Source organism: Ruminococcus sp. J1101004sp1_RTP21198st1_B9_RTP21198_201120, from assembly GCF_040924245.1.
GTDB lineage: Bacteria > Bacillota > Clostridia > Lachnospirales > Lachnospiraceae > Blautia_A > Blautia_A faecis.
Genome location: NZ_JBCOMI010000010.1, coordinates 130,960 through 145,679, shown reverse-complemented (window position 1 = coordinate 145,679; position 14,720 = coordinate 130,960). Strand labels below are relative to the sequence as shown.

The window sequence follows — 14,720 nt, the reverse complement described above, 5'->3', positions numbered from 1 at the left end:
ATGATTCGTTAAGAATTTTCGAGAATCGTATGTGTTTCACTGTTTAGTTATCAAGGTTGTTTGTCTGTCATCTCTTTTCGACAGCTTGTTCACTTTATCATATCTTTCAGATCTTGTCAAGCACTTTTTTCATAAAGTTTTTTCAGACCTTCAAGAAGCTGTATAAAGTTGTTTGTTTCTGTCGTTCTGTTCAAGCGACTTGATTACTTTACCATAAGTTCAGTCGATTGTCAACAGTTAATTTGAATTTTCTGAAAACTATTTTATTTTTCAGTATTTCAGAAGCAATTCCTTGTGACAGCTTGTTTACTATACCACTGCCGCAAGGAATCGTCAAGCACTTTTTACAAAATCTTACAAAAATCTTTTAGATTTTTTCGCAGCAATCTCCATATTGCAGCCCAATAAAACACTCAATCTGAAAAGTCCTATCATAACAAGTACGCCATAATATACATCAAATATATTTTCTTTCACTTTTTAATTAAATTGTTTTCATAATGGAAGAATTTCTGTCACTGTACCGTTAGAACTTTTCCCATAAACAGCACTTCCTCATTTGCACTGTCGTAGATCAGAAATGCAAATGGCCGTGTCAACTCAACATCTTTTATAATCGGATCCGTATCCATTGCAGACATGCACTCCATTGTCACTGCAGTCACAGCGGCAGCTTTAGTTCCATTTTCGTCTAGTTCCAGCTTTGTTTTCTGTAAAACAGAACTGACATGGACCGCTTTATCTGCAATGCCTGAAAAATCAGCATCGTCCGAAAAAACATTCTCAAGTCCTATTCTACTGAGGATATCACTTAACTCAGCGGTTGTTTCAAAATTCAGCTTAGGCATTTTACAATTAACTTCATCGTATTCCGGTTCTGATTCCAGAAGACCTTCAATATCCAGCTCATCAAGAGTAAAATCTCCTTCTGCTTTCGGCAAAATTCCAATGAAACTCAGATTATTTGCATAGTATTTTTCAAATGCTGTTGCCGCATCATTTTCATAGTAATTATCACCGATGCTTGTCATGTACTTTGTTTCTTCGTTATCGCCGAATTTTTCTTTTTCATCAGAAACATCCCATGGATCCTGGGACCATCCGGATTCGAAATACAATGAATTGGTGAGACACAATTCACTGTTTTCATTAAGCATGTCAGGTTTCATAATTTCCGGAATCAGCCCATCTGTATTTTCATTGCACCATGCATTAATAGTATTGCATGTGTTTTCTTTATCAGAAAAATCAAGAATTTCCGCCTCTGCTTCAAAATTATCTTCTGCATTTTTTTGAAATTGGTCCTGCAGAGTCAGTCCCCGATTTACCCATAAAGCATCTGCAATTTTTAATTTCGATGTATAACCATAATTTTCGTCTTCTGTATTATAGCTTTTAATTACATTCATATACTTTCTGGCATATGCTGCAAAATCATCGGTTCCTAAATATTCATTTAATGCGTTTTTCGTTTCGCCCTTGGCACCTTCTGCAATCATGCCAAGGGCGAAGTTAAGGCTTGTGGGGCTGAACATTATATTGGAATCCTGATTTTCTTTGGCTATTTCATCTGTAAGGTTAATAGAATTCTGCAGATTAACTGATTTATCAAGATCAATGTTCTTTTCAGCTGCATTTAATTCTGCGTGACTGGCTGTGGCAGCATATGCATGGATTGGAGGAGCCATGGTTGTCATGAACGTCAGTGCTCCGGCAAAAAGTTTTATTTTATTCATGTATAACCTCCTTGTACGGTCGATAAAGTCCTTTTAGCAAAGGTTTTCTGCAAGTTTCTGTTTTATTTTAACATATTTGTTTCTTCTTTCTGTTATATTAATTTTCATTTAGTATAAGCGAATTTCCGTATTTACAAGCATTTCTCCCTCATATTGTAGTTTAACAGAGAAAAAACGTTTTTCCTCTGAAAGAAGCAGGTTCAGAAAAACTTTATCACCTTCCCATGTAGGAAGCTCTGGCACTATTTTCTTATCAACCCAGCATAGTTCGCCTTCATTGCATTCAATCAGTTCCCCGGTATATCCATCGGCTGTAAATACACACATAAGCTCAGATTCACATTCGCTGTTTATAAAGGTTACCAGGCCACGAAATTTGTAGGAAGTAAGTGTGAGTCCTGTTTCTTCTTTTACTTCACGCAGAAGACATTCTTCAGGGGATTCCTGATTTTCTGTATGTCCACCTACACCAATCCATTTGCCTTCGTTCATGTCATTTTGCTTTTTTACTCTGTGAAGCATCAAATATTTGCCATCGTTTTCGATATAGCATAAAGTAGTTATTGTCATTTATTCTCCTTCCCGCAGGCACTGCTTTTTTCTGTGAAATATAAAACAGGGGCGATGCATATCAGTTTTATACATGCCCCTGTTTACTGTTTTAAATGATTAGCTTTAGATTTCGCGTGTAGCTTCTTTCAGCCATTCTTTTTCCTCTTCTTCCAGATATGGAGAAATCTTTTTATATACCTGTGTATGATAATTATTAAGAAGTGCCCGTTCCTGCACAGTCATCAGCTCGGGAACAACAGCATCCAGATCAAACGGTACCATAGTCAGATGTTCAAAGCACATGAACTGGCCGAATGTAGTTTTCTCTGCTTTTTTGCATACGAGCAGGTTTTCGTGGCGGATTCCATATTGGTTTTCCACATAGTATCCAGGCTCATCTGATGTGATCATACCCTCTTCCAGTACTGCATTATCTCCCTGAATAATTCTCCAGCGGAAGCTGTTTGGTCCTTCATGAACATTCAGAAGATAACCAACTCCATGTCCTGTTCCATGATTAAAATCCTGTCCCATTTCCCATAACGGACCACGCGCCAGATAATCCAGATTTACACCAGTACAGCCATAACGGAATTTGGCATTTCCAAGGTTCAGCATGCCACGTAAAACAGCGGTAAAATATTTCTTCTGCTCGTCATTCACAGAGCCCATAACAATTGTGCGGGTGGTATCTGTAGTACCTTCGTAATAGTGTCCGCCTGTGTCTGCCAGAAGGAAATTGCCAGGCTCAATGGCAATATCTGTCTCTGGTGTGGCAGAATAATGGTTGATTGCAGCATGAATGCCATAAGAAATAATGGGGTCAAAGCTGTTGTCGATAAAGTTCTCCTGCTGGGCACGGAAGCTGTACAGCTTCTCTCCTGCGCTTAACTCTGTCATTGTAATTTTGCCAACATTTTTCTTTAGCCAGCAGATGAATTTGGTAAGCGCAACTCCGTCTTTGATATGAGCGATACGTTCATTTTCTACTTCTACTGGATTTTTAATTGATTTTGGAAGAAAAGTCAGGTTGGCTTCATCCAGAATCGTTACTTCCTTCGGAATACTGTTTACCAGACGACAGTTGGCTTTCTTTTTACAAAGAAGAACTGTCATGTCTTTCTCAAATGTTTTTACATATTCATAAATGCTGTCATAGGGCAGAATGGTTACGCCATCCTTAGATAATGCGTCCAGAATTGAAGCCGAAAATGCTTTTTCATTTGCAAACAGCCTGATTTCTGTTTTTGTCATTATCAGATAAGAGAGAACAACCGGACAGCAATGTACATCGCCGCCACGAATATTCAGCAGCCATGCAATGTCATCCAGAGAAGTCAGTACAAATCCATCTGCACCTTTCTCTTCCATTGATTTACGGATTCTTGCACATTTGTCAGCACGGGATTCGCCTGCCCATTTTACATCCAGTTCCATAACCGGTTCACAGGAAAGTGCCGGACGATCTTCCCAGATTTCTCCTACCAGATCAGAATCCGTCTGAAGAGTGGCTCCTTTTTTTGCAAGAAGTTCGGTCAGTTCATCTGCTTCTTCGGCGCTGACGGTTCTTCCGTCAAAACCAAGGCACATTCCCTCGCCTAATTTTTCTTCCAGAAACTGGTGCACAGTGGGAACATCTGGTTCTCCCATTTTAAAAAGCTCTACACCCGTTCCCTCCAGCTGTGCGGCCGCCTGGATGAAATATCTTCCATCTGTCCACAATCCAGCCATATCCTGCATGATGACTGCTCTGCCGGCAGATCCGGTAAAACCTGTAATATATTTTCTGCACTTAAAGTATTCTCCTACATATTCAGATGCATGAAAATCATCTGTGGGAACAAGATAAGCATCTATTTTCTTCTCTGCCATTACTTCCCGAAGTGCGGTGATTCGTTCTTTAACTGTCATAAAACTGACTCCTTCCAGTGAATTTTGTCTATTCCTATTATAATATCCACGTTACCCTTTCGCAACCTGTTTAAGAAAAAACACTTTTCTATTCCCAAAAGACGTGATATACTAACTTTCGAAATGAATGATATGCAAAATAGGATTTTATGCGTCAAGTGTTCGGTGAATGGGGAGTTGTCACTGAAACGAAAAGCACGTCTTACGGTATATTATCCGCACCCGTTGCAAGCACTATAAGAGGGATATCTCATATTGTGTCAGAGCCTGCCCGAAAGGAGCTTTCTGCAAGATGCACATTGCGATTTGTGGAAACGTTTTTTAACAGGCTCAAGGGAATGTTTTCGACATACATTCTATCACAATTGGAGATATCCTTTTTTGCGTATTAAGCAGGCAGATATTCGAATTCGAAAATCCTTCCCCGGTTTTATCAAAAAAGGATAGTCTCCGCAATCAAATACAAAGGAGGTTATTTTTAATGGTTGACAAACAAAAAGTAGAACAGGCCATCCGCCTGCTTCTGGAAGGAATCGGTGAGGATATTACCCGGGAGGGACTGATTGATACTCCCGACAGAATTGCACGTATGTGCGAGGAAATTTACGGTGGTCTCGATCAGGAAGCAGATCACCATTTACTGAAGCAGTTTCCAGTAGAAAATAATGAGATCGTATTGGAAAAAGATATTACTTTTTACTCTATGTGCGAGCATCATCTGATGCCTTTTTATGGTAAGGCGCACCTGGCTTATATTCCCGATGGAAAAGTCACAGGATTAAGCAAGCTGGCACGTACGATAGAGGTTTATGCCAGAAGACCGCAGATCCAGGAACGCCTCACAGTACAGATTGCGGACGCTCTGGAGCGTGCCCTCTCTCCGAAGGGAATTATGGTTATGCTGGAAGCAGAACACACCTGCATGACCATGCGAGGCGTTAAAAAGCCAGGAAGCAAAACAATTACAACTGTAACCCGCGGAGCCTTCAAAGAAGATAAGGAGCTGCAGAAAATGTTCCTTTCCATGGTCGGAAAATGAGCAGTTCTTTTTCTGAAACAAACCGTATTTCTTTAATCTGGCGGCATCCCCTTTATCAAAAGCACTGTGAGAAAATACAGGAGCTTGAAAAAGATCGTATTTTCTGCAGACATACGCCGGAACACTTTCTGGATGTTGCCAGGCTGATGTATATTTATTCTCTGGAAAACAAGCTTAATCTGTCCAGGGAAATCATTTATGCCACTGCTCTTCTTCATGACATTGGCCGTGCGCAGCAATATCTGTCGGGTATTTCTCATGACATTGCAGGAGCTGAAATAGCCGGAAAGATTCTGGCAGATCTGCATTTTACAGAGCAGGAAAAAGAGGAAATATTATCTGCGATCAGTCAGCACAGGACGGATGGATCTGATAATGTGTTGGCTATGCTGCTATATAAGGCTGATAAAAAGTCCAGAAATTGTTTTTCATGTTCAGCAGCTTCAGAATGTTACTGGCCTTCTGAGAAAAAAAATCTGACAATTGAATATTAAGCCTTCTAAAAAATCTAACAGAAAGGATGGTTTCTATTTATGAAAATTGGAAATCGTTTTTTTGATACACAAAATCACACTTATATAATGGGAATTTTAAATATTACTCCTGATTCTTTTTCCGATGGCGGGAAATGGAATCATTTAGATGAAGCTTTGCGGCATACAGAAGCCATGATCGCGGATGGTGCGGATATTATCGATATTGGCGGGGAGTCTACGCGTCCCGGACACACGCCGGTCAGTGCAGAGGAAGAAGCTCAGAGAGTTTTGCCCGTTATCGAAGCGGTCAGAAAACGTTTTGACATTCCCATTTCTGTAGATACCTTCAAAAGCAGCGTGGCAGAAAGTGCGATTCAGGCCGGTGCAGATCTGGTCAACGATATCTGGGGATTAAAATATGATTCTGAAATGGGAGCTGTAATTGCCAAATATGATGTTGCATGCTGTCTCATGCACAATAAGTCCAATACAGAATATAACAATTTTCTCATTGATATGCTTTCTGAGACACAGGAATGTGTCAATCTTGCAAGAAAAGCAGGAATCAAAGATGAGAAAATCATTCTCGATCCAGGGGTTGGATTTGGAAAAACATTTGAGATGAATCTGGAAACTATGAATCATCTGGAGCTTTTTAAGAATCTGGGCTTTCCGGTTCTTCTTGGCACCTCACGCAAGTCGATGATCGGACTGGCACTTGATCTGCCTGTAGACCAGCGTGTAGAGGGAACACTGGCTACCAGTGTAATTGGTGTGATGAAGGGCTGTTCTTTTGTGCGTGTTCATGATGTCAAGGAAAACAGACGCGTAATCCAGATGACAGAAGCAATTTTGGGTTGTAATTGAGAGTAAAGAGGACATTCGCAATCCGCTTTGCTACTTGCTCATGAACGCAGTCGCGAAGCGACTGCGTTCAAATTCCTCAAAATTGTAAATAGCCAACAGAAAGGAACAACTGTTATGGATAAAACCAGATTTGATAAAATAGAAATTAAAGAACTGGAAATTTTTGCCAACCATGGTGTCTATCCGGAAGAAAATGTACTTGGACAAAAATTTGTTATTTCTGCCACCCTCTTTACCCACACACGTCAGGCCGGGTTAACGGATGATCTGTCTGCTTCTATCAATTACGGAGAAGTCAGCCACATGATTACAGATTTCACCAGAAAACATACTTTTAAGCTTCTGGAAGCACTTGCAGAAAATCTTGCAGAGATGCTGCTCGACTCTCTTTCCGGTCTGGAACAGATCACACTGAAAATTGAAAAGCCCTGGGCTCCTGTTGGTCTTCCACTGAAAACCGTATCTGTGGAAATCACAAGAAAATGGCATACTGCATACATTGCTTTTGGCTCTAATATGGGAGATAAAAAGCTGTTCATCGACAATGGGATACGTGGTTTGAAAAAAACAAAAGGATGCCGGATAGAGGCCGTTTCTGATTATCTTGTAACAGAACCTTATGGTGTTACCGATCAGGATGAATTTCTGAATGGAGTTTTGAAAATGCGTACCCTTCTTTCACCGGAAGAATTGCTGGAACGTCTTCATCAGCTGGAACAGGAGGCAAACCGGGAACGTATTATTCACTGGGGTCCTCGTACTCTGGATCTGGATATTCTCTTTTATGATCAGGAAATCATTGATACTGCAGATCTTCACATCCCCCATCCGGATATGCAGAATCGTGACTTTGTGCTGGCTCCTATGAACCAGATTGCCCCTTACCTCAGGCATCCTGTACTAAATCAGACAATTTCACAGCTTTTAAATATTCTTCTTTGCCGCTAAACGAACATGTCGCCTACCGGCGACATCACATATGAAAGTCAGCTGTTCCGCGCCTATGACGCTCCCACAGCTGCCGACCGCATTCGTAATCCGTGCTATCACGCCACCGTACGGTTCCGTATACAGCGGTTCAACCAACTTAACAAGTGACAATCTAACATTGGGGCTGCCGGAAAACAGGCAGCCCCTTGTGTAATAATTCGCATCTGCTGTCAGGAATTGAGACGCTGTCCGCAATATTCACAGTTGCACAGGCGCCCTTTTATTATCTGATTCTTTGCACCGCAGCTGGGACAGGTAACTGTAATATAAATCTTCTCATTCACACGTCTGTTTGGTGCAGTGATCAATATACAATTTTCTTCTCTGTCTATCTGAATATTTCGAATATACCCTTTGGCAATCATTTTTTCCAGTTTCCTTACAGCATCTTTTCCCATCTCGGTCTCAAACTTCTCAAATGAGAGCGTGCTCTGGGCATAAGATTCAAACCAACAGGCTATTTCTCTGGCTTTTTTCTTCTTCAATGCTTTCTGGATTTCCCGGAAGGTGGGATACAAAAATAACAATCCCAGTATAATCTCCGTTGCTGCCATTCCCCAGCGTCCTTCACCAATATATTTCTCTGCTGCGCCAATAGCTCCCAGAGTAAAAAGTATACAGAAGCCACAAAGAACCCATTTCAGTTTTCCTAACACTCCTGTTTTTTTATTCTTTTCTGTTAAAAAATCATTCATGTCTGTTTCCTCTTTCCCCAATTAATCAATCTCTGTTATATACGAAAGCCTGTTTAAAAAATCATTCCTGCAATCTGCACGCCCTGATGAATCTTCTGTCAGCATATACCAAAATCCGTCTGTCAGCCAGCTCCCAGCAAAAGCCACGCATCGCCTAACGGATCGTAATAATAAACCACATTATCTCCTGCCGCATAATATTTTTCTTTTGTAAAATGTTCCTCATGATCTGTCCCTATAACAAATACCGGACAGTTTCTTCCCTCAATATACTCCTCCGTACCGGTATACCACAGGGACATTCCAAGACCAAGGTAATAACTAACTTCGTCTGTTTGCGCAATCAAGTCCCTGGCAATATTTATATCCAATGAATAATCATAATCTGATTGATACTCATCCCAATCATAATATATTGAAAAATCATAGCAGTAGGCTTCCGCTGCAAGGTGTCCATCCTTTAGCGATACCATAGGATGGTATTGCACACTCATATTCTGCTTCTGCACAGAAACCATTACATTGGAAAAAATCTCGCTCATATTGCAGCGCAGGATAATGACTTCATTTTCCTGCCCCATATACCATGGATTGTTCAGATCTTCCAAATATTCCCCTTCTTCCGTAACCTGAGTCGGATAAATACTGATCTTACAATCAAGTCCTGGAACAATAGCATAGATTTCATAACCTCCTGCATCAACAACAGTTCCATCCTGCAAAAAAGGATAAGCCGCAGCCAATTCTTCCTGCCTGGTATATTCAAGTATCTCTGATGTATCTGCATTTTCATAAGTGTAGCCCAGAAATGCCATTCCAGCCTGGCATTCATTTTCTCTGATAATGTCTTGCAAAATTGCCAGATTCTCTTCTGCCCCAGAAGTTTGGGCAGATACTTCTCTCACACATTCACCGTAGTTACTAAAAGAAAACAGTACTGCGCAAACACATACAGCAATAGAAAATTTTTTCATACTTTCAGCTCCTTCCTGTCAGAATATGCCTATGCCTTTCTATTTCAGTGTGGTTACAATCAATTTACTTTCCAACGCAGCTGCTATCAGATCTTCCTTACAGCTATATCCTGCCTTGTCAATCATTTCCTGAAAATTCCATCTTACCCCGGAAGTCGAACAATCCATTTTCCTTGCAATCTCCGAATAGGACATCCCATGAATATACAAACGCAGCATTTCCAGTTGTCTTGGACTGATATCACCGCTTGTGATCCAGTTAAGTTCCACCTTTGGCGTTATATCCGGAAATACACGCTCACCATTTAAGGTTCTGTAAATCACACTCCGTATATCCTCTTCACCGTGATCTTTATACCAGAGACTGTCCGCACATCCGCTTTTTGCTCTTTCCAGCACCTTGGGATCGATCAGAGACGTAACAACCAATACCTTTGTATATGGGTACTTTTCCCTGATCATTTTTCCGGCGCTCAGCCCATCGTGATTATGAAATGTCTGAACATCCATGATTACAAGATCTATTACTGAATAATCACAGATTTTTACAGCTTCACGGGCATCCGAAATTGTCTGAACATGTCGAAATTCCGGATTCTGCATAAGAATATATTCAAAATACTTCTGCATGATCTTCTGATCTTCTACTATCAGTACACGTACCATCCAAACTCATCCTTTCTGTCAGCGGCATCTTCAATATCAGACAAAACTCAGGGACAAATGAAATTTGCATTGTGCAGTTCATTGATTCGGCTGCTTTTCTCAGTGCAGACAAACCACCGCCTTCTTCCGCATTTTTTTCAGGCGCATCTCCATCATTGGTGATCCGGATGTTGTATTCATTTGCATATTTGTCTATCTTCACAAAAACAACATTGCCGTGGGCATGTCTGGCACAGTTTGTCACACATTCACGGATTGCTCTGTCTGCCAGAACTCTGTAAGATGGATATAAAGGAAAGTTTCCGCTGATCTGAACCGAAATCCCAAGCTCCTCTGCATGTTTAATCGTATCCTCATACAGCTTTTCCATACTCTCTACGGCAGAACCGGTAAGAATATAAACCAGATGCTTCAATGCAGACAATTGTTTATCCATTTTGTCCTGATTTTCTTTTCTCTCCAATATTCTGCGTATTGACAGAAGACTTCGCCCAAAATTGTCATGGACTTGCATTTTCAAAGCAAGTGTTTCCTGCTCTCTGATTTTATCACCGATTTTTTCGTACATTTCCTCCAGCTTATGATTCAGGATTTCCAGCTTTTCATTGTTTGCCCTGATCTTTTCACTATTATAGTAAATTTCTGATACATTAACTGCTACTGTCTGCAGATATCCTGCACAATCCAACTCCTGCAGACGATATTCCTGAAACATCCAGACAGAATCATCTGGAAAATAAAACACGTTACTGTCGCTGCTTAATCGGATAAGTCCTTTTGATATAAATTCATTGTCCATTGCTTTTCGCAATGTATCATAATCCTGCAGATAAGCCCCCGTCATCATTCTGCACAATTCCTGCATCTTGGTATTACACAAAACGATCCTTCCAAGTGAATCCGAAAAGCATACTCCACACGGAACGTCATCCACAGCTTCATTCACAGACCAGTACGACAAGGAATGATTATATTTGTATCTCTCCTTCCAGATTGCCCAACAAAGATATAATGTCAATGCAACAATCCCTGATGTTAAAATACTGGCCGGATAATCCTGAAGCATTGGCTGATATGCACTTTCTCCAATACTATATCTATGCTCATTCATCAAAGAAACCATAAGAACAAAAGAAACTGCAAAAACAGTTATTGCCGTTATCACTTTCTTTTTCCCGGAAAAACAGGTGATTCTTAACAAAAAGAGAATAAGTTCCAAAATCAGGCAGATTTCCAGAAGAATCATCAGAAAATTCTGCATTGCTATGCTGCATTCTACAAAACTATTCATCTGCCGCCTCTCTTTCTGAATATGCTGCACCCAACAAACCATTCTTTTTCATCTTCCTGCTGCACTTTAAGGTCCGGTCTTTCTGACATTAAGCCGCACAGATCTGCCTCTGATGCAATGTGAACGGAAATCCGAAGATCATCATCAATCTGCGACACACGGTAAAACATAGACTGCATCACATCAGATAGCCGTTCTGCAAGCCATTCAAAGGTATCATAGCATTTTAGTATATCCTCTGCATTCAGCTGAATATCTCCATTTTCCACATAATAAGCAGCCCGGATCCTGCATAATTTTAAACTGTCACAGGATTCTGCAAGACTTTGCCTGAGATCTTCCATAGTAAGCACATTTCCATCTGATGTATATTGTGTCAATACCAGATTTTTTCTCCGCTTCAAATATGTACCAATAACTACAATTTTACCGAGAAGCAGATCATATCGTTCCCTTGATTCCGTCCTTTCCAGTTCATCCATCAACTGCGACAGCAATTCCAGCTGTCCAGCAGTCTGATTCTGTATCATGTTTAACAGCCGATTCTGTTCTTCTGTTTTTCTTCGCTCCGCTTCTTTCTCATAGGTTTTCTGCAGCAGTCTGTTTCTGGCAATCAGTTCTTCCTGCTGTTCCCGAATATCCTGATATTGATCCAGCAATATTGAAATATCTTCTGACCAAAACAGATGTCCTCCCCTTATGGGAATATGGTTGATCCGGATTCCCTGTTCCTGCACAGATGATCTGTGAATGATCATTGTACGCATTTCAGGAGAAAGCTTGGGAAAATCACCGGAATGATAATAACGCTGAAAAGAATCATCTGTAATCTCTGCGTCCAGCCCTCCTGAAGTCTGAAATAATTCAAAATATCGATTGTTTGTCTGTATCAATCCGCATACTATACAGCCCTGATAAATTGCTGCCATTAAAAGACAACACACTGCTGTCATATCCCCTGCAAGGGTTTGGATGAAAGACAAATGAAATATATTTCCAACATTCCATCCCAGAAGCAATATTCCTGGAATGACTGGCAGCCAAAACTGTTTCTTTCCCGGAATCCTGCTTTTTCTGATCAGAATAATTTCCATTCCTGTCAGACAACTCAGCATCCACCCCTGAATCACTGCAAAAAGAATACCATAACTATAATCCCTATCCGAAAATGGAGGCTGTTTAGAAAACCGAAACACCAGCTGATGCAAATCATTTGTAAAAACACTTATGATCAATACTGCCGCCACAGTCAAAAGAATTATGATTTGTCTGACCGTTTTTTCTTCATCTTTTTCAACAAAAAACAACGCTGCCGACAGACCTAAAACAGGGATCAAGATCATCGGAATATAATACAGATACCAACATATATGTTCTCCAAGAGGTTCATGAAAAATATGAAATTTCACTGTTCTTACAAAGAACCAGAATACCATCAGACAACCAATTGCAGTCAGACATCTGCGCATTTTTTTATATACTACATGCTTTTCCAGATAGATTACCCAGGCACAGTACAGCCCCAGGTAAATACAATTGCGGCACTGGTCTGCAAAATTTCTTGCAAAAGTATTTTTCGGTCTTACCAGCCTGCAGAAATAAGCCAGAAGCACGCTTATCAGAATTACTCCATACGACAACATCCTCTTTTTATTATATGTCATGAAAATTCCTCTCTCATTGTATACTTTTATAACAAGTATACTATAAAACTCTGTTTTATTATATAGTTTTTAGAGAAACTGTCAATTTTCAGAGTTTTCCGATTATTGGTCACTGGTTTAGAATGAACAATAACCCTATTATCACGAACAGAGTGAACAATCATGTCCACTCTGTTTGTCATTACTTAAAACGGTCTTGGCTGACCACAATATTCGCAAAACCTTCCCACATTCTCTGCACCACACTGGCATCTCCACGATCCGCTATCAGGTTGCATTCCTGGGTTCATGTTCATTCCAGGACGCATTCCTGCGTTCATGCTCATTCCAGGCTGCATCCCTGTGTTCATGCTCGTTCCAGGCTGTATTCCGGCATCATTTTGTGTCAAAGCCGCAATGATCTGATGTCCAGTCTGCTCCACTTCCATCAATTCTCCTCTCTTTTCACTGCTTATGGAAAAAGTATTCAGACGAAAATCCATATCGTCAAACCAGGGAGTGTTAACCTTAATGCGCATAGTATAATCAAACTCATAGTCATATATTGGCGGCTGATAGCTTACTGTCTTTCCATCCTTTGTATAGGTTTTCTCAATCTGTTGTCGATCCACCTCTACTCTACACTGTACAATAGCGGATAAAGGAACTATATCCGGATTTTCATTGACATCCAGTTTTCGTGCAACAGTAAAATTTCTCTTATGATCATCAATGAAAACAGTATAATTTCTGGTACTGATCTGACGGGTTATGCCAAAATCCATTACTGCCTTTTTGTTATTTTCACGATATTCCAATTGACGTTTTATATCCTCTACCGTACTGTGCCGCCGTTCCTCAAACCATGGTGATAATTTTTTGGCACAGTTTTTACATAGATTTCCGTCATCTAATTTTCGATTCCCCAGTAAACCTATTTTTTCTCCGCAGATATCACAGATTTTCTTATCAAATAATCCCATAGCTTTCCTTTCTTTTCTGCCGCACCAGAATCATGCAATTCTGGTGCGGCAGTATTTTACACTATTCTACAACATCTATTTTGTCAAAATATGTCTTTACGGAGAAGTCCTCCCCATCTGTTTCAGAAGTTTCTTCTTCACTGCCATCAGACTCCGGTTCAAAACACAGTTTTCCATCATCTAATAAACTGAGCCTCATAGTATCACAACTGAAAAGCATAGTTCCAGCCTCATCTCCCGCTGCAGTTTTCAATACCAGAATATTTCCATCCATTTCTCCCTGGAGTTCAGCTCTGCCCTCTTCTCCGCTTTCAATTACGATAAGCTCAGACTTATCTTCCTGAATAGACAACATCATCTCAAATCCGGTCAGTTCAGAATTGACAGGCATCTGCATTCCAAATGCATCCATCAAAGTGCAGATCCATTCTCCTTTGAAATCCTCCATGGTCGGGTTTTCCACCGGTTTGCCTGGTACATATGGCTCATACTCTTCCTTTTCCTGGCTTAGGATCATTGTCGTTCCATCTGCAGTTATCGTTATTTTGCCATCAGCATACTCACATTCTACCGTTTGATCGCTATAAGTCATCAACAATTTATCATTTTCTATTTTCCACTCTGATTGATCTGCCTCTGGTTCTTCCCCACTGTAGGACGTTATGGTTTCCATCTGACCGCCTTCTTTAATATCCACGGTCACTTCCATTCCCATTACTCCTGGATGAAACAAAATGTCTCCACCCATGGAAAGCTCATTTACATACCAGGTTCCAATAACATCCTTTTCTTCAAGTGCATAAGCATTCACGCTCATCAGGCCTGTCATTAAGACTCCAACTGTTCCAGCCACCCACAGTCTCATTTTTTTGTTCATAAAAACATCTCCCTTCTTGT

General features: G+C 40.5%; 14 protein-coding genes and 1 riboswitch. Of the genes, 4 read left to right on the top strand and 10 right to left on the bottom strand.

Annotated elements, in window-relative coordinates:
• Positions 1–515: 515 nt before the first annotated feature.
• The 3 genes from AB5618_RS09005 to AB5618_RS08995 all read right to left on the bottom strand — a co-directional run bounded on the left by AB5618_RS09005 (position 516) and on the right by AB5618_RS08995 (position 4,199).
• Positions 516–1,736, bottom strand: coding sequence for a serpin family protein (locus tag AB5618_RS09005; RefSeq protein ID WP_148462226.1), 1,221 nt, complete (start codon positions 1,734–1,736; stop codon positions 516–518).
• A 108-nt stretch (positions 1,737–1,844) separates the two neighbouring features.
• Complete coding sequence (locus tag AB5618_RS09000; RefSeq protein ID WP_148462227.1) at positions 1,845–2,306, bottom strand: 8-oxo-dGTP diphosphatase; 462 nt, start codon at positions 2,304–2,306, stop codon at positions 1,845–1,847.
• Positions 2,307–2,411: 105 nt separating this feature from the next.
• Complete coding sequence (locus AB5618_RS08995; protein WP_368366672.1) at positions 2,412–4,199, bottom strand: aminopeptidase P family protein; 1,788 nt, start codon at positions 4,197–4,199, stop codon at positions 2,412–2,414.
• Positions 4,200–4,332: 133 nt separating this feature from the next.
• Positions 4,333–4,429, top strand: a riboswitch (THF riboswitch).
• A gap of 251 nt (positions 4,430–4,680) precedes the next feature.
• On the opposite strand from AB5618_RS08995, the gene folE reads away from it, so the two are divergent.
• The 4 genes from folE (at position 4,681) to folK (ending at position 7,529) form a co-directional block, all read left to right on the top strand.
• On the top strand, positions 4,681–5,238 hold the full coding sequence (folE, locus tag AB5618_RS08990; RefSeq protein WP_148462229.1) for a GTP cyclohydrolase I FolE: 558 nt from the start codon (positions 4,681–4,683) through the stop codon (positions 5,236–5,238).
• Positions 5,235–5,732 carry an HD domain-containing protein gene (locus AB5618_RS08985; protein WP_118581495.1) on the top strand — a complete coding sequence of 166 codons (498 nt, stop codon included), beginning with the start codon at positions 5,235–5,237 and terminating at the stop codon, positions 5,730–5,732. Before folE ends, AB5618_RS08985 begins: the two co-directional genes overlap by 4 nt.
• Positions 5,733–5,771: 39 nt before the next feature.
• Positions 5,772–6,581: a dihydropteroate synthase gene (gene folP, locus AB5618_RS08980; RefSeq protein ID WP_148462230.1), complete on the top strand. Its 810-nt coding sequence runs from the start codon at positions 5,772–5,774 to the stop codon at positions 6,579–6,581.
• 114 nt (positions 6,582–6,695) lie between these two features.
• The gene (gene folK / locus AB5618_RS08975) at positions 6,696–7,529 is read left to right on the top strand and encodes a 2-amino-4-hydroxy-6-hydroxymethyldihydropteridine diphosphokinase (protein ID WP_148462231.1); all 834 of its coding nucleotides are present in this window, start codon (positions 6,696–6,698) and stop codon (positions 7,527–7,529) included.
• Positions 7,530–7,741: 212 nt separating this feature from the next.
• Here the strand turns inward: folK and AB5618_RS08970 are convergent, their stop codons facing one another.
• The 7 genes from AB5618_RS08970 to AB5618_RS08940 all read right to left on the bottom strand — a co-directional run bounded on the left by AB5618_RS08970 (position 7,742) and on the right by AB5618_RS08940 (position 14,700).
• On the bottom strand, positions 7,742–8,266 hold the full coding sequence (locus AB5618_RS08970; RefSeq protein ID WP_148462232.1) for a hypothetical protein: 525 nt from the start codon (positions 8,264–8,266) through the stop codon (positions 7,742–7,744).
• A 122-nt stretch (positions 8,267–8,388) separates the two neighbouring features.
• Positions 8,389–9,240: a hypothetical protein gene (locus AB5618_RS08965; RefSeq protein WP_148462233.1), complete on the bottom strand. Its 852-nt coding sequence runs from the start codon at positions 9,238–9,240 to the stop codon at positions 8,389–8,391.
• Positions 9,241–9,279: 39 nt separating this feature from the next.
• A complete protein-coding gene (locus tag AB5618_RS08960; RefSeq protein WP_118581480.1) occupies positions 9,280–9,906 on the bottom strand; it encodes a response regulator transcription factor in 627 nt (208 codons plus the stop codon).
• Complete coding sequence (locus AB5618_RS08955; protein ID WP_148462234.1) at positions 9,854–11,197, bottom strand: sensor histidine kinase; 1,344 nt, start codon at positions 11,195–11,197, stop codon at positions 9,854–9,856. Before AB5618_RS08955 ends, AB5618_RS08960 begins: the two co-directional genes overlap by 53 nt.
• Positions 11,194–12,861: a histidine kinase N-terminal 7TM domain-containing protein gene (locus tag AB5618_RS08950; protein WP_173716188.1), complete on the bottom strand. Its 1,668-nt coding sequence runs from the start codon at positions 12,859–12,861 to the stop codon at positions 11,194–11,196. The genes AB5618_RS08955 and AB5618_RS08950 overlap by 4 nt, the downstream gene beginning before the upstream one ends.
• A gap of 185 nt (positions 12,862–13,046) precedes the next feature.
• Positions 13,047–13,823, bottom strand: a complete 777-nt coding sequence (locus AB5618_RS08945) for a DUF4428 domain-containing protein (RefSeq protein ID WP_118581474.1) — start codon at positions 13,821–13,823, stop codon at positions 13,047–13,049.
• A 61-nt stretch (positions 13,824–13,884) separates the two neighbouring features.
• Positions 13,885–14,700, bottom strand: a complete 816-nt coding sequence (locus AB5618_RS08940; protein ID WP_118581471.1) for a hypothetical protein — start codon at positions 14,698–14,700, stop codon at positions 13,885–13,887.
• Between the last annotated feature and the right edge of the window lie 20 nt (positions 14,701–14,720).

Coding starts and splice junctions, on each gene's coding strand:
- AB5618_RS08950 (WP_173716188.1), bottom strand. CDS start 12,861: ATGACATATAATAAAAAGAGGATGTTGTCGTATGGAGTAATTCTGATA.
- folK (WP_148462231.1), top strand. CDS start 6,696: ATGGATAAAACCAGATTTGATAAAATAGAAATTAAAGAACTGGAAATT.
- folP (WP_148462230.1), top strand. CDS start 5,772: ATGAAAATTGGAAATCGTTTTTTTGATACACAAAATCACACTTATATA.
- AB5618_RS08995 (WP_368366672.1), bottom strand. CDS start 4,199: ATGACAGTTAAAGAACGAATCACCGCACTTCGGGAAGTAATGGCAGAG.
- AB5618_RS09005 (WP_148462226.1), bottom strand. CDS start 1,736: ATGAATAAAATAAAACTTTTTGCCGGAGCACTGACGTTCATGACAACC.
- AB5618_RS08945 (WP_118581474.1), bottom strand. CDS start 13,823: ATGGGATTATTTGATAAGAAAATCTGTGATATCTGCGGAGAAAAAATA.
- AB5618_RS08985 (WP_118581495.1), top strand. CDS start 5,235: ATGAGCAGTTCTTTTTCTGAAACAAACCGTATTTCTTTAATCTGGCGG.
- AB5618_RS08940 (WP_118581471.1), bottom strand. CDS start 14,700: ATGAACAAAAAAATGAGACTGTGGGTGGCTGGAACAGTTGGAGTCTTA.
- AB5618_RS09000 (WP_148462227.1), bottom strand. CDS start 2,306: ATGACAATAACTACTTTATGCTATATCGAAAACGATGGCAAATATTTG.
- AB5618_RS08970 (WP_148462232.1), bottom strand. CDS start 8,266: ATGAATGATTTTTTAACAGAAAAGAATAAAAAAACAGGAGTGTTAGGA.
- AB5618_RS08960 (WP_118581480.1), bottom strand. CDS start 9,906: ATGGTACGTGTACTGATAGTAGAAGATCAGAAGATCATGCAGAAGTAT.
- folE (WP_148462229.1), top strand. CDS start 4,681: ATGGTTGACAAACAAAAAGTAGAACAGGCCATCCGCCTGCTTCTGGAA.
- AB5618_RS08965 (WP_148462233.1), bottom strand. CDS start 9,240: ATGAAAAAATTTTCTATTGCTGTATGTGTTTGCGCAGTACTGTTTTCT.
- AB5618_RS08955 (WP_148462234.1), bottom strand. CDS start 11,197: ATGAATAGTTTTGTAGAATGCAGCATAGCAATGCAGAATTTTCTGATG.